The 20,238-nt window shown below is 67.1% G+C and carries 24 protein-coding genes and 1 riboswitch; of the genes, 19 read left to right on the top strand and 5 right to left on the bottom strand.

What is annotated here, in order from left to right; genetic code table 11:
• The first annotated feature begins 94 nt into the window (after positions 1–94).
• Positions 95–511: an iron response transcriptional regulator IrrA gene (gene irrA / locus GVY41_RS14805; protein ID WP_161347626.1), complete on the top strand. Its 417-nt coding sequence runs from the start codon at positions 95–97 to the stop codon at positions 509–511.
• 7 nt (positions 512–518) lie between these two features.
• Here the strand turns inward: irrA and GVY41_RS14810 are convergent, their stop codons facing one another.
• Positions 519–1,385: a hypothetical protein gene (locus tag GVY41_RS14810; RefSeq protein WP_161347625.1), complete on the bottom strand. Its 867-nt coding sequence runs from the start codon at positions 1,383–1,385 to the stop codon at positions 519–521.
• 167 nt (positions 1,386–1,552) lie between these two features.
• Between GVY41_RS14810 and miaB the strand changes: the two genes are divergently transcribed.
• The 10 genes from miaB (at position 1,553) to trmB (ending at position 11,489) form a co-directional block, all read left to right on the top strand.
• On the top strand, positions 1,553–2,929 hold the full coding sequence (gene miaB, locus GVY41_RS14815; protein ID WP_161347624.1) for a tRNA (N6-isopentenyl adenosine(37)-C2)-methylthiotransferase MiaB: 1,377 nt from the start codon (positions 1,553–1,555) through the stop codon (positions 2,927–2,929).
• Between the two features lie 204 nt (positions 2,930–3,133).
• The gene (locus GVY41_RS14820) at positions 3,134–3,670 is read left to right on the top strand and encodes an OmpA family protein (RefSeq protein WP_161347623.1); all 537 of its coding nucleotides are present in this window, start codon (positions 3,134–3,136) and stop codon (positions 3,668–3,670) included.
• A 10-nt stretch (positions 3,671–3,680) separates the two neighbouring features.
• On the top strand, positions 3,681–3,983 hold the full coding sequence (locus tag GVY41_RS14825) for a hypothetical protein (RefSeq protein WP_161347622.1): 303 nt from the start codon (positions 3,681–3,683) through the stop codon (positions 3,981–3,983).
• A 203-nt stretch (positions 3,984–4,186) separates the two neighbouring features.
• The gene (locus GVY41_RS14830) at positions 4,187–5,203 is read left to right on the top strand and encodes a PhoH family protein (protein WP_161347621.1); all 1,017 of its coding nucleotides are present in this window, start codon (positions 4,187–4,189) and stop codon (positions 5,201–5,203) included.
• Positions 5,187–5,690 carry an rRNA maturation RNase YbeY gene (gene ybeY / locus GVY41_RS14835; protein ID WP_161347620.1) on the top strand — a complete coding sequence of 168 codons (504 nt, stop codon included), beginning with the start codon at positions 5,187–5,189 and terminating at the stop codon, positions 5,688–5,690. Before GVY41_RS14830 ends, ybeY begins: the two co-directional genes overlap by 17 nt.
• 61 nt (positions 5,691–5,751) lie before the next feature.
• On the top strand, positions 5,752–6,636 hold the full coding sequence (locus GVY41_RS14840) for a hemolysin family protein (protein ID WP_161347619.1): 885 nt from the start codon (positions 5,752–5,754) through the stop codon (positions 6,634–6,636).
• 95 nt (positions 6,637–6,731) lie between these two features.
• Positions 6,732–8,186, top strand: coding sequence for an apolipoprotein N-acyltransferase (lnt, locus tag GVY41_RS14845; protein WP_161347775.1), 1,455 nt, complete (start codon positions 6,732–6,734; stop codon positions 8,184–8,186).
• Positions 8,187–8,227: 41 nt separating this feature from the next.
• Positions 8,228–8,276, top strand: a riboswitch (SAM-SAH riboswitch).
• Positions 8,277–8,282: 6 nt separating this feature from the next.
• Positions 8,283–9,449, top strand: a complete 1,167-nt coding sequence (gene metK / locus GVY41_RS14850; RefSeq protein ID WP_161347618.1) for a methionine adenosyltransferase — start codon at positions 8,283–8,285, stop codon at positions 9,447–9,449.
• Between the two features lie 811 nt (positions 9,450–10,260).
• On the top strand, positions 10,261–10,707 hold the full coding sequence (locus GVY41_RS14855; RefSeq protein WP_161347617.1) for a DMT family transporter: 447 nt from the start codon (positions 10,261–10,263) through the stop codon (positions 10,705–10,707).
• Between the two features lie 44 nt (positions 10,708–10,751).
• Positions 10,752–11,489 carry a tRNA (guanine(46)-N(7))-methyltransferase TrmB gene (gene trmB / locus GVY41_RS14860; protein ID WP_161347616.1) on the top strand — a complete coding sequence of 246 codons (738 nt, stop codon included), beginning with the start codon at positions 10,752–10,754 and terminating at the stop codon, positions 11,487–11,489.
• 94 nt (positions 11,490–11,583) lie between these two features.
• On the opposite strand, the gene ychF is transcribed toward trmB, so the two are convergent.
• Positions 11,584–12,681 carry a redox-regulated ATPase YchF gene (gene ychF / locus GVY41_RS14865; RefSeq protein WP_161347615.1) on the bottom strand — a complete coding sequence of 366 codons (1,098 nt, stop codon included), beginning with the start codon at positions 12,679–12,681 and terminating at the stop codon, positions 11,584–11,586.
• A gap of 132 nt (positions 12,682–12,813) precedes the next feature.
• Here ychF and GVY41_RS14870 point away from each other — a divergent pair, with 132 nt between their 5' ends.
• The gene (locus GVY41_RS14870) at positions 12,814–13,242 is read left to right on the top strand and encodes a VOC family protein (RefSeq protein ID WP_161347614.1); all 429 of its coding nucleotides are present in this window, start codon (positions 12,814–12,816) and stop codon (positions 13,240–13,242) included.
• A gap of 77 nt (positions 13,243–13,319) precedes the next feature.
• The gene (trpA, locus tag GVY41_RS14875; RefSeq protein WP_161347613.1) at positions 13,320–14,111 is read left to right on the top strand and encodes a tryptophan synthase subunit alpha; all 792 of its coding nucleotides are present in this window, start codon (positions 13,320–13,322) and stop codon (positions 14,109–14,111) included.
• Between the two features lie 2 nt (positions 14,112–14,113).
• Here the strand turns inward: trpA and GVY41_RS14880 are convergent, their stop codons facing one another.
• A complete protein-coding gene (locus GVY41_RS14880) occupies positions 14,114–14,887 on the bottom strand; it encodes a ZIP family metal transporter (RefSeq protein ID WP_229726068.1) in 774 nt (257 codons plus the stop codon).
• Between the two features lie 144 nt (positions 14,888–15,031).
• On the opposite strand from GVY41_RS14880, the gene GVY41_RS14885 reads away from it, so the two are divergent.
• The gene (locus tag GVY41_RS14885) at positions 15,032–16,195 is read left to right on the top strand and encodes an alpha-hydroxy acid oxidase (protein WP_161347612.1); all 1,164 of its coding nucleotides are present in this window, start codon (positions 15,032–15,034) and stop codon (positions 16,193–16,195) included.
• Between the two features lie 6 nt (positions 16,196–16,201).
• On the opposite strand, the gene GVY41_RS14890 is transcribed toward GVY41_RS14885, so the two are convergent.
• Positions 16,202–16,771 (bottom strand): TetR/AcrR family transcriptional regulator, encoded by a 570-nt coding sequence (locus GVY41_RS14890; protein ID WP_161347611.1) that lies wholly within the window; start codon positions 16,769–16,771, stop codon positions 16,202–16,204.
• Positions 16,772–16,842: 71 nt separating this feature from the next.
• On the opposite strand from GVY41_RS14890, the gene GVY41_RS14895 reads away from it, so the two are divergent.
• Together GVY41_RS14895 and GVY41_RS14900 are read left to right on the top strand one after the other, a co-directional pair.
• Positions 16,843–17,244 (top strand): RidA family protein, encoded by a 402-nt coding sequence (locus GVY41_RS14895; protein ID WP_161347610.1) that lies wholly within the window; start codon positions 16,843–16,845, stop codon positions 17,242–17,244.
• Positions 17,245–17,417: 173 nt separating this feature from the next.
• Positions 17,418–18,029, top strand: a complete 612-nt coding sequence (locus tag GVY41_RS14900; RefSeq protein WP_161347609.1) for a 50S ribosomal protein L25/general stress protein Ctc — start codon at positions 17,418–17,420, stop codon at positions 18,027–18,029.
• 75 nt (positions 18,030–18,104) lie between these two features.
• Here GVY41_RS14900 and hmuQ read toward each other — a convergent pair whose 3' ends face one another.
• A complete protein-coding gene (gene hmuQ / locus GVY41_RS14905; RefSeq protein ID WP_161347608.1) occupies positions 18,105–18,419 on the bottom strand; it encodes a heme-degrading protein HmuQ in 315 nt (104 codons plus the stop codon).
• A gap of 138 nt (positions 18,420–18,557) precedes the next feature.
• On the opposite strand from hmuQ, the gene pth reads away from it, so the two are divergent.
• The 3 genes from pth to GVY41_RS14920 are packed head-to-tail and all read left to right on the top strand — an operon-like array spanning position 18,558 to position 20,004.
• Positions 18,558–19,280: an aminoacyl-tRNA hydrolase gene (gene pth / locus GVY41_RS14910; protein WP_161347607.1), complete on the top strand. Its 723-nt coding sequence runs from the start codon at positions 18,558–18,560 to the stop codon at positions 19,278–19,280.
• Positions 19,277–19,636, top strand: coding sequence for a DUF2332 family protein (locus GVY41_RS14915; protein WP_161347606.1), 360 nt, complete (start codon positions 19,277–19,279; stop codon positions 19,634–19,636). Before pth ends, GVY41_RS14915 begins: the two co-directional genes overlap by 4 nt.
• Positions 19,633–20,004 carry a DUF2237 family protein gene (locus tag GVY41_RS14920; protein ID WP_161347605.1) on the top strand — a complete coding sequence of 124 codons (372 nt, stop codon included), beginning with the start codon at positions 19,633–19,635 and terminating at the stop codon, positions 20,002–20,004. Before GVY41_RS14915 ends, GVY41_RS14920 begins: the two co-directional genes overlap by 4 nt.
• Positions 20,005–20,238: the final 234 nt, after the last annotated feature.

Consider the following 20,238-nt stretch of genomic DNA (forward strand, 5'->3'; position numbering starts at 1 on the left):
CGGCCTTGTCTTGCGCCGTTTCGCAAAAGGATTTGAAATCCGGGGCACTTCGCCCCTATATGAAGGGCTAGCACAGGAAAGAGCGCGCACGCAGATGAAGGCCAAAGCCGACGCAACCGGAACCACATGGCTGTCACGGGCAGGACTGCGCCCGACGCGGCAACGCGTGGCGCTGGCCTCCTTGCTGGTGGGCGATGGCGAGGATCGGCATGTCACCGCCGAAAGCCTCTATGCCGCAGCGCGCGCCGCGGGCGAGGGCGTGTCGCTGGCGACGGTCTACAACACCCTGCGGGCCTTTTGCGAAGCTGGGCTGATGCAAGAGATCACCGTCGATGGCGCGCGGTCGTATTTCGACACGCGGATGGACGATCACCCGCATTTCTTCTGGGAAGACAATTCGGAACTGACCGATGCCCCGGCAGACCAGCTGGAGATCACCCGCCTGCCGGCCGCGCCTGCGGGCGCCGAGATTGCCCGCGTCGATGTGGTGATCCGCCTGCGCCGGACCTGATCGGCCGCTAGAACCACTGCCCCGGTTCCATCAGCCCCAGCTCCATCAACTGCTGCGAATGCCAGTCGAAGCGCACCGAGTTGTGCCACCTGAAGCTGTCGATGTCATAGGTTGACCCGGGATTGGTTTTCAGCGCCTTGGCGGTGCGGAAGGACATGATCGTGGCGGTCAGGTTGTTGTGCCATGGGCAGGCATAGGTGTTGCATTCCTGCAGGTTGAAGGTGTGATCTGCCCGCAGCCGCAGGCCCGGCTGGGCGCGGAACAGCGCGATGCGGTCGATGCGGCGGCGGTCCTTGGGGATATGCTCCTCGAACCGCCAGCGGATGCCGCCATAGAAATCCAGCTGCCTTTCGCGGATATGGCCGGCCTCGTCCTTGCGGGCGAGGGCGTAGTATCCGGTGCGGTCCATCTGCGCGCCCGCCAGATCCACCGCATCGGGATGCGACCACAGATCGCCCGCGTAAAGGTCGACGACATAGCACAGCATAGCATCGCGCCGTTCCTCGGCATGAAAGGCGATCAGCTCGCGCACGCTGCGGGTCTCGCAGAACGGGTGGAACAGGTATTCGGCGTTGTAGCCGTAATAGAGCCACGTGGTCGGCGGACAGGCCTCGATGACCGGGTTCACCGCCCGCATCAGCGCGCCCTCGGCCTTCACCTGAAACGTGATCCGGTGAACCTGCGCATTCAGGTCCGCCGGCAGCGCCAGTTCGGGCGGCGCGAACAGCAGCACGGCGCGGAAGCCGGCCTTCAGGTGATGGCGCAGGGTGCTGTCCACCTCGACCAGATCCTCGGCAAGGATCAGCGCCACCGGCCCCTTGGCCAGCGCGCCGCGGCCCCGCACGAGGAAGTCGTCGAGAGAGGTATAATCCATGGCGCAGGTCCAATCGTTGCCGCGCCTGCAAACTCGGGCAGGCCAGCGCGCAATGCAAGCCCTGCCGCACCGCGCCGGGGCGGGCATTGCGGCAGGGGCGGCATTTCGATACATAACGCCGGTCCGGCGCGCATCTGCGCGCGTCCGGGCGCGGGAAAGGGCACGGCATGGATGGCGATGCGAAAGTCGGCGATGCAAAGGCCGGGGTGAAGAAGCTCTTCATCAAGACCTATGGCTGCCAGATGAACGTCTATGACAGCGAGCGCATGGCCGAGGCGATGGGCGCCGATGGCTATGTGCTGACGGAAACCGCCGACGATGCCGACATGGTGCTGCTGAACACCTGCCACATCCGCGAGAAGGCCTCCGAGAAGCTCTATTCCGACCTTGGCCGCCTGCGGCCGCTGAAGGTGGCGAACCCCGCCCTCAAGATTGGCGTCGCCGGCTGCGTCGCGCAGGCCGAGGGCGCCGAGATCCTGCGGCGGATGCCGCTGGTCGATCTGGTCGTCGGCCCGCAAAGCTATCACCGGCTGCCGGCGATGGCCCGCGCCGCCGATGCGGGGGCCAAGTCGGTCGATACCGAGTTCCCGGCCGAGGACAAGTTCGACCATCTGCCCGCGCGGATGCAGGGCGCGACCCGCGGCCCGACCGCCTTCCTGACGGTGCAGGAGGGCTGCGACAAGTTCTGCGCCTTCTGCGTGGTGCCCTATACCCGCGGATCGGAAGTCAGCCGCCCCGCGGCGCGCATCCTGACCGAGGCGCGGGGGCTGGTCGAGAAGGGCGTGCGCGAGATCACCCTGCTGGGCCAGAACGTCAACGCCTATCACGGCGACGGGCCGGCGGATGTGGGGGGCGGCACCTGGGGCCTGGCGCAACTGGTGCGGGCGCTGGCGCGGATCGACGGGCTGGAGCGGATCCGCTACACCACCTCGCATCCCAATGACATGGAAGATGACCTGATCGCCGCCCATGGCGAAGAGGCCAAGCTGATGCCCTATCTGCACCTTCCTGTGCAGTCCGGCAGCGACCGCATCCTGAAGGCGATGGCCCGCAAGCATACCGCCGAGCAGTATCTGAGGCTGGTGGAGCGTATCCGCGCCGCCCGGCCCGACATGCTGCTGTCGGGCGATTTCATCGTCGGCTTCCCCGGCGAGACCGAGGCCGATTTCCAGGCGACGATGGATCTGGTGGCGGCGGTGGATTACGGCATGGCCTATTCCTTCCGCTACTCCGCCCGCCCCGGCACTCCCGCCGCCGAAAAGCCCCCCGTCCCGGCGGCCGAGGCCGACGAGCGGCTGCAACGGCTGCAGGCGCTGCTGACGCAGCAGCAACGCGCCGCGCAGCAGGGGATGGTCGGGCGTGAGGTGCAGGTGCTGTTCGAAAAGCCCGGGCGCGAGCCGGGGCAGATGGTCGGCAAGTCCGACTATCTGCATGCGGTGCATGTGACCGGCGGCGACGCCCGCCGCGGCGCCATCGCCAAGGTGAGAATCACCGACAGCGGCCCGAACTCGCTTGGCGGCGCCGTGACCAGCGCAATGTGGTAGGGCCGGGGCGTTTTTCCACCTATCCGTGCGCCAGTTTCACCTCTGATGGGGTAATGTTTCCGCTCGGGGCACAATCTGTGGGGAAAGCACCTTCACAAGCGTTAAGGACATGCTACGCTCTCGGGGATTTGAACAGTCTCCTCGGGGCGCGTGTGCCGCGCCGCAGCAGGTGAACAAGGCGGAGGCGAAACAGTGGTAAGAGGGATGCTGAGAGCGGCGGCGATCGCGGTGATCGGGCTTGCGATGGCGACGGGGCCGTTGGTGGCGCAAGAAGTGGTCATCGGCGAGCGCTTCGCACCCACGATCTGGGTCGATCCGGATGGCTGCGAACACTGGGTGATGGATGACGGCTGGGAAGGCTACATGGACGCCCGCATCGACAAGCGGGGCCTGCCGGTCTGCAACCGCGGCGAGGCGTGCGGCGTGATGCCCGCGGACCAGCTCTTCGCCACTGGCAGCGCCACGATCTCTGCCGGCGGCCGCCAGCAGCTCGAATCGTTTTTCTCCACGACGCGGGCGACTGGCTACGTGATCGCCGGCCATACCGACAGCCGCGGCAGCGATGCCTACAACATGAACCTGTCGCAGCGCCGCGCCCAGTCGGTTGCCGTGGTGGCAAACAGCGTCGGCGCGCGGGTGGTGGACATCTCCTGGTACGGCGAGCGTCAGCCCAAGGCGTCGAACGCCACCGCGGCCGGGATGCAGCAGAACCGCCGCGTCGAAATCTTCTGCATCCGCTGAGGAGCGTGACATGACCATCCTGAAACTCATCACCATCCTCGCGGCCGCCGGCACCCTCGCCGCCTGCGATGCGCCCAAGCAGAACAAGACCGTGGACAGAGGCATTGATTCCAAGCACCTGAGCCAGCTGAAGGCCGGGATCTGGGTCGATCCCGAGGGCTGCGACCACTGGATCATCGACGACGGGGCCGAAGGCTACATGAGCTCGCGCCGCTATCCCGATGGCCGCCCGGTCTGCACCGGCAAGGCCGGCACCGACGGTTATGTAACCGGGCCCTACAAGGCGGGCTCGAACGTTCCCGATCCGGTCTGAGGAGGAGCGCCGCGCCGCGCGGGCGCCGCACAATTCATCACGATATAGCGGCCGCAGGAACCAACCTGCGGCCGATCTAGTTGTCAGGCTGCGAATCTTGATCTGGGCGCTTGCCATATGGGCCCGCGCTTGGCACCATCATCCTACGAGCCGTCACCAAAGCCGACCCACCAAAGCCAACCCTCTGCCGAAGGGAGACGTTATTGGGCATCAGCGCGCTGACCCCCCCGCCCCGTCCTGAAGACGTTCATGAAACGCTTCTGGAATTCCCCGACAACCGCCTCCTGCGCGATCTGTGCGGGCAGTTCGACCGGAACCTCGCCCAGATCGAACACAAGGTGGGGGTCCACATCCTCCGGCGCGGCAATCAGCTCGCAGTGGTCGGCACCCCGGCGCTCCGCGATCAGGCGGCGGCGCTGCTGCACCAGCTTTATGCGCGGCTTGAAACCGGCCGCCCGGTCGAGGCTGGCGATATCGACGCGATGATCCGCATGGGCGATTTCGGCGGCGCACCGCAGGCAGACCCCGAGGATCAGCTGGAAATGTTCAGCGGCCGCATGGAAATCCGCACCCGCAAGAAATCGGTGGAACCGCGGACCGAGGCGCAAAAGGCCTATGTGAACAACCTGTTCCGTCACGAACTGGCCTTCGGGATCGGCCCTGCCGGCACCGGCAAGACCTACCTTGCCGTGGCGGTCGGCGTGACGATGCTGATCGGCGGCCATGTCGACAAGATCATCCTCAGCCGCCCGGCGGTGGAGGCGGGCGAGCGGCTCGGCTTCCTGCCCGGCGACATGAAGGAGAAGGTCGATCCCTACATGCAGCCGCTTTATGACGCGCTGAACGACTTCCTGCCGCCCAAGCAGATGGAAAAGCTGATGCTGGAGAAGCGGATCGAGATCGCTCCGCTGGCCTTCATGCGCGGGCGCACCCTGTCCAACGCCTTCGTGGTGCTGGACGAGGCGCAGAACGCCACGACCATGCAGATGAAGATGTTCCTGACCCGTCTGGGCGAGGGCAGCCGCATGGTGGTGACGGGCGACCGCAGCCAGATCGACCTTCCGCGCGGCGTGCCCTCGGGCCTCAAGGATGCCGAGCGGATCATCGCCGGGGTGAAGGGCGTCAGCTTCAACTACTTCACCGCCAAGGACGTGGTGCGCCATCCCCTTGTTGCCCGCATCATCGAGGCATATGACCGCGACGATGGAATCTCTGGTTGACACGATAGAAGAAGACGGGCGGTGGGAGTCCTTCGGGCTCGCACCGCTCGCCGAACGGGCGGCCGCGGCGACGCTGTCGCATCTGGGGCTGGCGCCGGGCGAATTCGAGATCAGCCTTCTGGGCTGTGACGATGCCCGCATCGCCGTGCTCAACGCCGATTTCCGCGGGAAGCCAGCGGCCACCAACGTGCTGTCCTGGCCCTCGGAAGAACGGGGGGCAGAAGCGGAGGGCGCCGCGCCAGACCTGCCAGAGGGCGATGCCGACATGCCCGAGGAACTGGGCGACATCGCCATCGCCTGGGAGACCTGCGAGCGCGAGGCCGCCGAGGCCGGCAAGCCGATGACGGAACATGTGACGCACCTGATCGTTCACGCAGTTCTGCATCTTCTGGGCTATGATCACGAACGCGACGGCGATGCATCGCTCATGGAAGGCACCGAAATTGCGATCCTGGCAGAGCTTGGACTTGCAAATCCCTACGACTGACAGCAAGTGACGCTTGGGCAGCGCTGCGGCGCGGGTAGTCCCGGCAAGATGGAAAGGAACGATGGGCGAAAGTTCAGACGGGTCTACGGTAGCGCAAGACGCGCCGGACCAGGGGGACAGTCCCGAGAGCAATGGTTCTCGCGGCTTTTTCGGACGAATCCTGAACGCCTTCAACGGCGCGGATCAGGAGAATGAGGGCGAAGACGGCGCCCCGGGCGAGGGACAGACCACGCATCACGCGGGTCTTGGCGCCTTGCGGCGCTTGCGTGTCGGCGACATCGCCATACCGAAACCCGAAATCGTGGCCGTGCCAGTGACCATATCCAAGGAGGATCTGGTCGCGGTGTTCCGCGAGCACGGGTTCTCGCGGATGCCGGTGTTCAAGGGCACACTCGATTCGCCGCTGGGGCTGGTCCACCTCAAGGACCTTGCGCTGCAATACGGGTTCGACGCGCAGGCCCCCCGCTTTGGCCTGCGCAAGATGCTGCGCCCGCTGCTGTTTGCCCCGCCCTCGATGCCCATCGGCGTTCTGCTGCAGAAGATGCAGACCGAGCGCATCCACATGGCGCTGGTGATCGACGAATATGGCGGTGTCGACGGGCTGGTGACGATCGAGGACCTGATCGAGCAGGTCATCGGCGACATCGACGACGAGCATGACGAGCAGGAAGGCGGCTTCTGGACGCAAGAGAAGCCCGGCCAATGGCTGGTGCAGGCGCGTGCCCCGCTGGAAGAGTTCGAACTGGCCGTCGGCCGCCGCCTTGCCGACGAGGAAGAGGGCGAGGAGGTCGACACGATGGGCGGCCTCGTCTTCATGCTGCTGGGCCGGGTGCCGGCGCGCGGCGAGGTGGTGAAGGCCGATAGCGGGGTCGAGTTCGAGGTCGTCGATGCCGACCCGCGCCGGATCAAGCGGCTGCGGGTGCGGCTGCCGGGCGCCGGGATCTGATCTTGGAAGGGGCGGGTCTGCGGGCAGGGGGCGGCAGGCCCGGTCTCTGGTCGCGGCTTCGCCCCTCCTGGCGGGACCGCGGCGCGCTCGCGCTTCTGGGCGCGCTGATCGCCGCGGGGCAGGCTCCCCTTGGCGCGTGGTGGCTGGCGCTGCCGGTGCTGGCGCTGCTGATCCGATGGCTGGCGCGCGAGCCGCATCCCCGGCGCGCCGCCGTGATGGCCCTCTTCGCCGGGGCCGGCCACTTCGCCGCCGCCCTGTTCTGGATCGTGGAGCCGTTCCTGGTGGACGTGGCCCGCCACGGCTGGATGGCCCCCTTCGCGCTGATCCTCATTTCCTTCGGCATGGCGCTGTTCTGGGCGGGCGCCGCGGCCTTCGCGGCATGGGCAGGGCAGACCCCCGCCCGGCGGGCACTGGCCCTCGCCGTCGCGCTGGCGGCGGCGGATGCGCTGCGCAGCTACGTGCTGACCGGCTTTCCCTGGGCGCTGCTCGGCCATGTCTGGATTGGCCGCCCGGTGGCACAGGCGGCGGCCTATATCGGCCCGCTTGGCCTCGGCCTGCTGACCACGCTGGCGGCGGCGCTGGCGGCGCTGGCCCCCCGCCGCGGCTCTGCTGCCGCGCTGGCGCTGCTGGCGGCGGTCTGGGCAGGCGGAGTCTGGCGTCTGGCGCAGCCGGACCCGGCGCCGGTGATGATCGAAGGCCGCCCGTTCCAGATCCGGCTGGCGCAGCCCAACGCCGCGCAGGACCTCAAATGGCAGCCGGGCATGCAGGAGATGTTCTTCGAACGGATGCTCGCCCAGACCGCCGCCGCCCCGGCCCCCGGCATGCCTTCCCCCGACCTGATCCTCTGGCCCGAAACCGCGGTGCCCTGGCTGCTGAACGACCCGGGCATTGTGCTGGAGATGATCTCGCAGGCCGCGGGCGGCACTCCCGTCGCGCTTGGCATCCAGCGCAGCGAGGGGCTGCGCTACTACAACAGCCTCGCCGTGATCGGCCCCGGCGGCACGGTGGGCGAGGTCTATGACAAGCATCACCTTGTCCCCTTCGGCGAATACATGCCCGCGGGCGACCTCCTTGGCAGCCTCGGCATCACCGCCTTTGCCGCGCGGCAGGGCAACGGCTATTCCGCGGGCCCTGGCCCCGCACTGCTGGACCTTGGCCCGCTCGGCCGCGTGCTGCCGCTGATCTGCTACGAGGCGGTGTTCCCGCAAGACCTGAACGCCGCCCCCGGCCGCGCCGACTGGATCTTGCAGGCCACCAACGATGCCTGGTTCGGCGCGCTCTCCGGCCCCTACCAGCACCTTGCGCAAGCCCGGCTGCGCGCCCTCGAGCAGGGCCTGCCGCTTGTGCGCGTCGCCAATACCGGCGTCTCGGCGGTGATCGACGCGAAGGGCCGGGTGCTTGCCTCGCTGCCGCTGAACACCGACGGGTTTCTGGACGCCCCGCTGCCCGCGGCATATCCGCCCACGCCCTATGCCCGCAGCGGCGATTGGCCAATGCTGGTGCTGCTGTCGCTGCTGTTGCTGGGACTGGTTACAACTCGCCGCAGATAGGCGATTGACGCAAAGGGGGCAGGGGGTTACGCACGTCCATTCAACCGTCACAACGGCTTCCTGGCGTGACGGGAATTCACCAATGGAGCGCTTCCCATGTCCCGGCAGAACTATATCTTCACCTCCGAGAGCGTCTCGGAGGGGCACCCCGACAAGGTGTGCGACCGTATCTCGGATGCGGTGCTCGACGCCTTCCTCGCCGAGGAGCCGAATGCCCGCGTCGCCTGCGAGACCTTCGCCACCACCAATCAGGTTGTCGTCGGCGGTGAGGTCGGGCTGTCCGACAAGACAAAGCTTGCCGAGTACATGGAGCGGGTCGATTCCATCGTGCGTGGCTGTGTGCGCGACATCGGCTATGAGCAGGACGAGTTCCATTGGGCGACGCTCAAGGTCTCGAACCTGCTGCACCCGCAATCGGCCCATATCAGCCAGGGCGTGGACCGCGATGGCGCCGGCGATCAGGGCATCATGTTCGGCTATGCGACCGATGAGACGCCCGAGCTGATGCCTGCCCCGATCCAGTATTCCCATGCGATCCTGCGCCGGCTGGCCGAGGCGCGCAAATCGGGCGCCGAGCCCACGCTGCGCCCCGATGCCAAATCGCAGCTGTCGCTGCGCTATGAAAACGGCAAGCCGGTCGAGGTGACGCAGCTGGTGCTGTCCACCCAGCACGCGCATGAAAGCCAGACCTCGGACGATATCCGCGCGCTGGTGGAGCCGTACATCCGCGAGGTGATCCCGGCCGGCTGGCTGACCGAACGCACCGAATGGCACGTCAACCCGACCGGCACTTTCGTGATCGGCGGTCCCGATGGCGATGCCGGCCTCACCGGGCGCAAGATCATCGTCGACACCTATGGTGGGGCCGCCCCGCATGGCGGGGGCGCCTTCTCGGGCAAGGATCCGACCAAGGTCGACCGCTCGGCCGCCTATGCCGCGCGCTACCTTGCCAAGAACGTGGTAGCGTCAGGCCTTGCCACCCGCTGCGTGATCCAGGTCGCCTATGCCATCGGCGTGGCGCGGCCGCTGGCGATCTATGCCGACACCTATGGCACCGGCCAGGTGCCCGAGGCCGAGATCGAGCGTGCCGTGGCCGAGGTCATGGACCTGACGCCCCGCGGCATCCGCGAACATCTGCAACTGAACCGCCCGATCTACCAGCGCACCGCCGCCTATGGCCATTTCGGCCGCGATCCCGATGCCGATGGTGGCTTCAGCTGGGAAAAGCTGGATCTGGTCGAGGCGCTGAAGAAGGCGGTCTAGGCGCGGCTTCTGTGACAAGGAAGAGGGGGGGCGGTCCGCAGGGACCGCCTCTTTTTGTTGTGGTGGGGTGCGCTTTGGGCCGAGGTGAGCGTCACTGAGGGCGCTTGGTCATCATGCCGCGGATGAAGTCAAGCGCGCGATACAGATCATTCCCGCCGCTCCTCTTGATGACGCGCCGCAGAATGGTCGTCTGGAAGCACACGTTCCTGGTTGGAGCGTAAGCGCAGCGTTGGTCACAATTCCGCCAAAGTAAACGACGAATGGTTGTCGAATAAATCAAGGAGTTACAATGCTTAAGAGAGCTTTTCTAACATCTTCGATCTTGCTGGCCGGGATAACGCCCGGCCTATCACTGGCTGATGATCCCTTCATGCCGTACATGGACCCGGAAGGCCCCGCGCCTCGGGAGATCCGATGCCAGATCGCGGAACACGGCACCGTCTATCATGTCGGAGCCTGTTACTTTCAGGCAAGCCCTGGCGGCTCGTTCACTGTGGTCACGGGAAACGCAAAGTATGCGGCCATGGTTACCCTGATCGACGGAGACTACGCTCAGGGCATGTGGACCGGAGAGGCTTACGCATCCCATATGCACGGCCAAACGCATGATCTTCGACGCTCCGAGGGAGACCCGGCTTGTTGGGAGAATGACGAGTTTTCGATCTGCGCATGGTAAACTCAGGCTCCGCGCAGTCTGACCACCTTGTTCGGCTCACCCGCTACCCGCCGGCAAATCGTCCTGCCACCCTCCTTGCCCCCGCCCTCATCCCTCGCCATTCTCGCCCGGCAACGCCCGCCGATGGAGGCCCCGATGCCCGATACCCTGCGCTATGCGATGATCATGCTTGCCGCCGGCATCGGTATCCCGATCCTTGCGGCCCTGAACGCGCAACTCGGGGCGCGCATCGGCTCGCCCCCCGTTGCCGCCGTGGTGCTGTTCTGCGTGGCACTCTGCGGGGCGGTTCTGGTGATGCTGCTGACCCACGGCCCCTCGGCCATTGCGCGCCTGCCGGACCAGCCCAGGCACCTGTTTCTCGCGGGGCTGCTGGTCGCCTTCTACGTGCTCTCCATCACCTTTGTCGCACCCCATTTCGGAGTCGGCAACGCTGTGTTCTTCGTGCTGCTGGGCCAGATGATCTCGGCCGCCGTCATCGACCAGTTCGGCCTGTTCGGCGCGGCCTTGCGCCCAATCACCCTGATGCGCGGGGCGGGGATCGGCGTCATGGGGATCGGCCTGTTCCTGATCCAGCGCGGCTGACGGGGGCTTGACCCCGCGGCTTGCGGGCGGCATGACCCCGGCCCATGATTGACCAGACCGAACCCGACCAGACCCCTCCCGATGATCCCGAAGGCGCAGACGCGCCTGAATGGCGCAACTTCTATGGCCGCAGGGCCGGCAAGACCATGCGCCCGTCGCAGAAGTCCTACCTGTCCGAGGATCTCGAAACCCTGCGCCCCTTCGGCGTGACGGTCGACGAGAACCCGGACCGCACGCCGTTGGACCTGTCCGCGATCTTCGGCGACGCCCGCCCGGTCTGGCTGGAAATCGGCTTCGGCGGCGGCGAGCATATGGTCCACATGGCCGCGACCTGGCCGGATGTGGGCATCATCGGCTGCGAGCCTTTCATCAACGGCGTGGCGATGCTTTTGGGCAAGATCCGCGCCGCGGGTGTCAGCAACCTCGCCGTGCATCCGGGCGATGTGCGCGAGCTGTTCGATGTGCTGCCCGAAGGCTCCATCGCGAAGGCGTTCCTGAACTACCCCGACCCCTGGCCCAAGCGCCGCCACCACCGCCGCCGCTTCGTCACCCAGGATCACCTGCTGCCGCTGCACCGCGCGCTGGCGCCGGGGGCAGAGTTCCGCGTGGCGACCGACATCCCCGACTATATGCGCCAGGCGCTGCAAGAGGTGCCAAAGGCCGGGTTCGTACTTGAAGAACACTCCGGAACCGCCTGGAAGGACTGGATTTCCACGCGCTACGAGAAAAAGGCCCTGCGCGAGGGCCGCCTCCCCGACTACGCGACCTTCCGGCGGGTCTGAACCCCCGCGGCTTCTTGCTGGCCAAAATATCCCGGGGGAGTCGCGGCCCCGCCGCGACGGGGGCAGCGCCCCCTTCCTTGCTCAGAAAATGGCTTCAGCCGTTGAACAGGAAGTGCAGGACGTCGCCGTCCTTCACCTCATAGGTCTTGCCTTCGACCCGGAACTTGCCGGCCTCGCGCGCGCCGGCTTCGCCATTGCCGGCGATGTAATCGTCATAGGCGATGGTTTCCGACCGGATGAAGCCGCGCTCGAAATCGCCGTGGATCACGCCGGCCGCCTGCGGGGCGAGGGTGCCCTTGGGGATGGTCCAGGCGCGGGCCTCTTTCGGGCCGACGGTGAAGTAGGTCTGCAGCTCCAGAAGCTCGTATCCGGCGCGGATCAGCCGGTCGAGCCCGGCTTCCTCCAGCCCCATCTCGGTCAGGAACATCTCCGCCTCTTCGGCGTCGAGCTGGCTGATCTCTTCCTCGATCTTGGCCGAGATCACCACCGAGCCCGCGCCCTGTTCGGCGGCCATCTTTGCCACCCGTTCGGACTGGCTGTTGCCGCTCGCGGCCGAGGATTCCTCGACATTGCAGACATAGAGCACGGGCTTGGAGGTCAGCAGCTGCAACATCTCCCAGGCCCGGCGATCCTCGGGCGCGACCTTCACGGTGCGGGCGGGGCGGCCCGCCTCCAGCGCGACCGCGGCGGCGCGCAGCAGCCGGTCCTGATCGACCGCCTCCTTGTCGCCGCCCTTGATCTTGCGCGCAAGGTTCGCCAGCCGCCGCTCGACGCTTTCCAGATCGGCAATCATCAGCTCGGTCTCGATGGTCTCGGCATCGGCGACCGGATCGACGCGGCCCTCGACATGGGTCACGTCGCCATCCTCGAAGCAGCGCAGCACATGGGCGATGGCATCGGTTTCGCGGATATTGGCCAGGAACTGGTTGCCGAGGCCTTCGCCCTTGCTGGCGCCCTTCACCAGGCCGGCGATGTCCACGAAGGTCATCCGCGTCGGGATGATCTGCTTGGACCCGGCGATGGCGGCCAGCTTTTCCAGCCGCGCATCGGGCACCGCGACCTCACCGACATTCGGTTCGATCGTGCAGAACGGGAAGTTGGCGGCTTGCGCGGCGGCGGTCCGCGTCAGCGCATTGAAGAGCGTGGATTTGCCGACATTCGGCATTCCGACGATACCCATCTTGAAGCCCATGCCGATCCCCTGTTCCAGCGGTTTCGCGCCGCTTCTAGGCAGAGGGCCGCGCAGACGCAAGGGAGGCCCTATGTTCCTGCGCTGCAGCATGGCACATTGGGCCTCGGCGGGGGCAATCATGGAGAGCATCCAATGGGATTCGAGCCCTACCTACATTTTCAGGGGACCTGTGCCGAGGCGATGGCCTTCTATGCCGAGCTGTTCGGGGCAAATGACCTGTTCATCCAGCGCTACCGCGAGATGCCGGGCGTTCCGCCGGAGTTTGCCGCCTCCGATCTGGTGATGCATTCGGCACTGGTTGCGGGCGGCATGGTGCTGATGGCCTCCGACTTTCCGCCGGGGGTGGAGGGCGAGGCACAAAAGGCGGTGTCGATCAGCCGGTCCGCCCCCGACCTCGCCACCGCGCATCGGCTGTTCGATGCGCTGGCGGAGGGCGGGGCGGTGATCATGCCGGTCCAGCCGACCTTCTGGTCCACCGGCTATGGCATGGTGCGCGACCGCTTCGGCACCCATTGGATGATCTCGGGCCCCGCGGTCGAGGTGGAAGGGCCGCGGCTGTAGCCGCCCGCCCCCTTGAGGCATTGATTTCCACCGCGGATTTCTGCACACCGGGCGCGACCTGCAAAGAAGGACGCCCGATGACCCGGATCGACCAGAAGTTCGCCCAACTGCGCGCCGAGGGCCGCAAGGGCTTTGTCGCCTATGTCATGGCGGGCGATCCCGACTATGCGACCTCGCTGGAGATCGTGAAGGGGCTTCCGGGCGCCGGGGTGGATATCATCGAGCTGGGGATGCCCTTCACCGACCCGATGGCCGATGGCCCGACGATCCAACTGGCGGGCCAACGCGCGCTGGAAGGCGGGCAGACCCTGCAAAAGACGCTGGATATGGTGACGGAGTTCCGCAAGGGCGACGACACCACCCCCATCGTGATGATGGGCTATTACAACCCGATCTACAGCCGCGGGGTGGACCGCTTCCTGGCCGATGCCGTCGCGGCCGGGATCGACGGGCTGATCGTGGTGGACCTGCCGCCCGAGGAAGACAGCGAGCTTTGCATCCCCGCGCAGGCGGCGGGGCTGAACTTCATCCGGCTGGCAACGCCGACCACCGACGACGCGCGCCTGCCGAAGGTGCTGCAAAACACCTCGGGTTTTGTCTATTACGTGTCGATCACCGGCATCACCGGCGCCGCCGCCCCGCAGGCCGTGGACGTGGCCCCCGATGTGGCGCGGATCAAGGCCGCGACCGACCTGCCGGTGATGGTGGGCTTCGGCATCTCGACCCCCGAGGCGGCAGAGGCGATCTGCAGCGTCGCCGACGGCTGCATCGTCGGCTCGGCCATCGTCAAGCTGATCGGCGAGGGCAAGTCACCGGCCGAGGTTCTGGCGGTCGTGGCAGGGCTGGCGGCGGGTGCGCACCGGGCCTGAGGCTACCCCAGCGTCACATCCAGGAACATCATCAGCACGAGCCCGATGATCAGACCCGCCGTCGCCGCGTTCTGGTGGCCGTGGCGGTGCGTTTCCGGGATGATCTCGTGGCTGATGACATAGAGCATCGCCCCCGCCGCGAAGGTCAGGCCCCAGGGCAGCAGCGGCGCGGCCATCGAGACGGCAGCAACGCCGACCAGCCCGCCCAGGGGCTCCACCAGCCCGGTCAGCAGCGCGATCCCGACAGCCCGGCCACGGCCATATCCCAGCCCGCGCAGCGCCACCGCAACCGCCAGCCCCTCGGGCGCGTTCTGCAAGCCGATGCCGATGGCCAGCGACAGCCCCAGGGCCACATCGCCGGCTCCAAAGCCGATGCCGACCGCCATGCCCTCGGGCACGTTGTGGATGGTGATAGCGATGATGAACAGCCAGATCCGGGCCATCGCGCCCGGGTCCGCCCCCTCGCGCCCCTCGACGAAATGCTCATGCGGGAGCGATTCGTTCAGCAGCGCGATGGCCGCGGCACCGAGCACGATGCCGGCCACCGCGATCAGGGCCGCAATGACCTCGCTGCCGGTGCGGATCGTCGCTGCCTCGATCCCCGGCAGGATCAGCGAGAAGAACGACGCCGACAGCATTACCCCCGCCGCGAATCCCAGCAGCACGTCGTTCCAGTAGCGGGTGATGTTGCGCCCGAACAGAACCGGAAGGGCGCCGACCCCGGTCATCAGCCCGGCGGCAAGGCTGCCCAGAAACCCCATCAGCAGGATCGACATACGGCGAGCTTCCTTGATTGCGGCGGGGCGCACAGTTTCCGCTGGCGCGGCGGAACGCAAGGGCAAGCAGTGCGGCGTCACGGCGATTGCATGGATGCCCGGCAATTGGTAATAGCATCTTACCAATTTGGAGGAGAGGCCCCCTTGCCCGTCATCACCAGCATCGAGGATCTGAAGCGCATCCACCGCCGCCGCACCCCGCGGATGTTCTACGATTACGCGGAATCGGGCAGCTACACCGAACAGACCTTCCGCGACAACACCACCGACTTCGCGCAGATCCGGTTGCGGCAGAAGGTGGCGGTGGACATGACCAACCGGTCGGTCGCGGGCACGATGATCGGCCAGAAGGTCACGATGCCGGTGGCGCTGGCGCCGGTCGGGCTGACCGGGATGCAATGCGCGGATGGCGAGATCAAGGCGGCGCGGGCGGCCGAGGCGTTCGGGGTGCCGTTCACCCTGTCCACCATGTCGATCTGTTCCATCGAGGATGTGGCCGCGCACACGACCAAGCCGTTCTGGTTCCAGCTCTACGCGATGCGCGACCAGGACTTCCTGCGCCGGGTGATCGACCGGGCCAAGGCGGCGAACTGTTCCGCGCTGGTGGTGACGCTGGACCTGCAGATCTTGGGCCAGCGGCACAAGGACCTGAAGAACGGCCTGTCGGCGCCGCCGAAGCTGACCCCCTCCACCTTGCTGAACCTTGCGACCAAATGGGGCTGGGGGCTGGAGATGCTGCGCACGAAGCGCCGGTCCTTCGGCAATATCGTCGGCCATGCCACGGGGGTGGGCGATACCTCCTCGCTGATGAGCTGGACGGCGGAACAGTTCGACCCGCAGCTCGACTGGGGCAAGATCGCCGCGATCCGCGACATGTGGGGCGGCAAGCTTATCCTGAAGGGGATTCTCGATGCCGATGACGCGCGGCTGGCGGCGGAGTTCGGGGCTGATGCCATCGTGGTGTCGAACCATGGCGGGCGGCAGCTGGATGGGGCGCTGTCCTCGATCCGGATGCTGCCGCAGATCGTGGAGGCGGTGGACGGGCGCTGCGAGGTCTGGCTCGACAGCGGCATCCGCTCCGGGCAGGACGTGCTGAAGGCGCTGGCCCTTGGCGCGAGCGGCACCATGATCGGCCGGGCTTGGGTCTATGGCCTCGGCGCGATGGGGCAGGCGGGCGTCACCAAGGCGCTGGAGGTGATCCGCAAGGAGCTGGACATCTCGATGGCGCTCTGCGGTGAGCGTGACGTGGCCCGCCTGCGGCGCGAGAATCTGCTGGTGCCGAAGGGGTTCTTCGACGCCTACGACTGACGGCGTTCAGTCCAGCAGCGCGCTGCAGGCGGCACGCACCTGCGCGGCAGTCGGCGGCGCGCCGTGGCCGGTGGCATAGGGCAGCATCAACCCGTCCAGCAGCGCCGCGCAGGCCATCGCCCGCGCCGGGTCTGCGCCTTGGCCCGCCAGCAGGTCCACGAAGAACAGCATCGGCCGCATGGCCGCCTGCGCCAGCCGTTCGCTCGCGCCGCTGAGCGCCGGGTCGCGCGAGGCGGCGAGCATGATTTCCAGCCGGGCGATCAGCAGGTCGCGATCCTCGCGGGCGCAGACGACCAGTTCATCGGCCACGAAGGCAAAGGCCGGGTCGCGCCCTTGCTCGGTCAGGATGGTGGTGAACGCCGCTTTCAGCACCTCCGACTCCGCCTGCAACCGCTCAGCCAACCGGTCGATCAGCGCCTGCAACAGGTCGGCCTTGCGCCGGAAATAGTAGGAGGTGGAGCCCGGCGGCAGGTCCGCGGCGGCGTCCGTCCCGCGATGGGTCAGCGCGCCAAGCCCCTCGCGCGCGACGAGCGACAGGGCGGCATCCAGAATTATCTCGCGGCGGGTGGTTCCCAAGACGGCTCCTAGCCTCTACATCCGTATAGCGCTCTACAGGTGTAGAGGATCTCAAACAAGGATGCGCCACCATGACCCCGAAGATCCAGAAACTGAACCCCCCAACTCTGCCCGATGCGGCCCCGCTCGGCTATTCGCAGGTTGCCATCGCAGCGCCCGGCCGGATGGTGTTCATCTCTGGCCAGGTCGCCGCCTCTGTCGATGGCTCCCCCGTTCCGCCGGGCCTCGCCGATCAGGTGACGATCGTCCTGCGCAACTTCGCAAGCGCGCTGGAGGCCGCAGGGGCCACGCCGGACAACGTCGTGTCCCTTCGGATCTACGTCGTCGATCTTGACCCGGAAGGGGTTGGTGCCCTCATGGCGCCTCTCGCGGCAATGTTCGGCGGGCAGGCACCGGCTCTGACGGGGATCGGCGTGAACGCTTTGGCCTCGCCGGAGTTCAAGATCGAGATCGAGGCCGTGGCGGTGATCTGACCCGCACCGGCCCTGCGGCCAAGTCCGTCATGGGGCCGGGAGCGGACAATTCCAACCCACACAGGCTCCCGGGGCGGAAATCTCTTTCCTTCACGGCCGGTCCCGTCTATAGGGGCCACCTTGCGGGCATGCACCCTTGGAGGATGTCCGCCTTTTAACCTATGGAGAGACCAATGGCACGTGAGATCCCGGATCTTGTGGCCGAGGTACGGACGGGGACAGGCAAGGGGGCCGCTCGTCAAGCTCGTCGTGAGGGCTACGTACCCGGTGTTGTTTATGGCGACGGCAAAGAGCCGCTGTCCCTGAACATCAAGTACTACACGCTTCTGAAGAAGCTCAAGGCAGGCCGCTTCCTGTCGACGCTGTTCAACCTCAAGGTCGAGGGCGAGGACGATGTCCGCGTCATCTGCCGCGGGGTCCAGCGCGATGTCGTGCGCGACCTTCCGACCCATGTGGACCTGATGCGCCTGCACCGCAATTCGCGCATCAACCTGTTCATCCACGTGAACTTCGAAAACCACGAGGCCGCACCGGGTCTCAAGCGCGGCGGCACCCTGACTGTCGTGCGTTCGGAAGTCGAACTGGAAGTGACCGCGGGCGATATCCCCGATCACATCACGGTCGACCTGACCGGCAAGCAGATCGGCGACGTCATCCACATCGAAGACATCGCTCTGCCGGCTGGCGCGACGCCGACCATCAAGCGGAACTTCGTCGTGGCCAACGTGACGGCTCCGTCGGGCCTGATCTCGGCCGATGCCGCCGAGGCTGCCGAAGCCGAGTGATCGGTCCGGCCCGCAGGTTGCGGATGGCAAGATACGGACGGGGGCCCCTTGGGGCCCCCGTTCGCGTTCGGGCCTTCAGGCGGTGATGCTCTGCACCGTCTCGAACAGTTCCAGCTCGGGCGGGCCCGCATAGATCTCGCGATTGCCACCGGCCCCCGAATGGGCGGCACGGAACGCCTCGGATCTGGTCCATGCCTCGAAGGCCGCAGCACTCTCCCAGGCGGTGTGCGAGGCGTAGAGGCGATAGCCGTCCTTTTCCGGCCCCTTCATCAGGTGGAAGGCGAGGAAGCCCGGCACCGTCGGCAGGTGGCTGTCACGGCTTTTCCAGATGGTTTCGAAGGTTTCCTCATGTCCGGGCTTGATGCGGAAACGGTTCATGGTCAGATACATGGCCAAGGGCCCCTTGCTGATGTGGTGAGGATGGCGGGCGGTCCGGGCCAAGGCGCGGACGGGTTGGCGATGGCCCGAAGCACAGGGCAAAGCGCGGCGGCCGTCAAGCCCCGCGCCGCAGCAGAAGGCGGGCAGGGGATGCGGCTTTTCGTCGGGCTCGGGAATCCGGGCGGCAAATACGCCCGGAACCGGCACAATATCGGCTTCATGGCGGTGGACCGCATCGCCGAGGATCACGGCTTTGCCCCGTGGCGGTCGCGCTTCCAGGGGCAGGCGGCCGAGGGAATGCTGGGCGGCGAAAAGGTCGTGCTGCTGAAACCCTCCACCTTCATGAACCTCTCGGGCCAGTCGGTCGGCGAGGCGATGCGCTTCTACAAGCTGACCCCCGCGGACGTGACCGTGCTGCATGACGAGCTGGACCTCGCCCCCGGCAAGAGCCGCTGCAAGACCGGCGGCGGCCATGCCGGGCATAACGGGCTGCGCTCCATTCACGCGCATATCGGCGAGGCCTATCACCGGGTGCGGCTGGGGATCGGCCATCCGGGGCACAAGGACCGGGTGGCGGGCTATGTGCTGGCCGATTTCGCCAAGGCCGATCAGGACTGGCTGGACGACCTGCTGCGCGGCATTTCCGATGGCGCGCCGATGCTGGCTGCGGAGGATGCCGCACGCTTCCTGAACGCGGTGGCGCTGCGCACTGCGCCACCGCGGTCGGGGACGGGGGAGGGGGCGAAGCCGGGGAAGGCCGCGCTGGCGCCGGCGCCCGGGGCTGCCAAGCCCGCACCCGCACCGGAGCCAACGCCCGAGCCAGAGCCGCAGGCCCGCAACGTCCTGCAGCGCCTCGCGGACCGTTTCCGGTGAGCTGGTGCGCGGCCTTCGCTGCGCAGGCGCGCGCTTGCGCCGGGTTGGGGTCGCCCTTCACCGTGCGGTTGCTGCAGGGCTTTGCCGATCATGGAATGCCCGAGGGCGCGGTGGCGCGGCGGATCACGGACTGGCCCGGCAACATCTGCAGCGCGGCGCTGCTGGCCGAGGCGGACGCCCGCGCCACGCCACAACCGCCGCTGGCGCGCTTTGGCATGGAGGCGGATGGCGCCGCCCCCGGTGCGGGGCTGACCCTGACGCTCTGGCCCGGCGGCACGCCGCAGCCGATGGACCGCTTCGACTTCCACGGCTGCTGGATCGACTGGCAGCCCCCCGCGCAAGGAGAGAGCCGATGACACCCGCCCCTTCGATCAACGTGCTTGGCGGCGCGCTGGAGCCTTGCTCCATGGCGCCGATGACCGGCTTCTTCCGCGACGGCCATTGCAACACCTGCGCCGAGGATGCCGGCAGCCACACCGTCTGCGTGACGATGACGGCAGAGTTTCTGGCCTGGTCGAAATATGTCGGCAACGACCTGTCGACCCCGCGCCCCGAGTACCGCTTTGCCGGGCTGAAGCCGGGCGATGGCTGGTGCCTGTGTGCCGGGCGCTTCTTGCAGGCGCATGACGAGGGCTGCGCGCCGCAGGTGCGGCTGGCGTCGACCCATGCCCGCGCGCTGGCCGTGGTGCCGCTGGCGGTGCTGCAAGAGCACGCGGCGGGTTAGGGCGCGCTTGGCGGCTGGGGGCGGTGAATCGCTCGTCCAGCCCATCCATCGACAGGTGCCGGAGCGCGGGACGTGGATCATCGCGCGCCTGTCGACGAGAGGGTGCGGAGGCGAGCCGCTTGGCGGTAGCCAGGATTGCTTCCAGTCGTCTCGGGGCCAAGATCCGCTCGTGCCGCAGCAGGCCTGGAGCAAGATCTCCCGGCAGGAGCTGGATTTCACCTATGGCGGTGACGG

This window comes from Frigidibacter albus (genome assembly GCF_009908165.1).
GTDB lineage: Bacteria > Pseudomonadota > Alphaproteobacteria > Rhodobacterales > Rhodobacteraceae > Frigidibacter > Frigidibacter albus.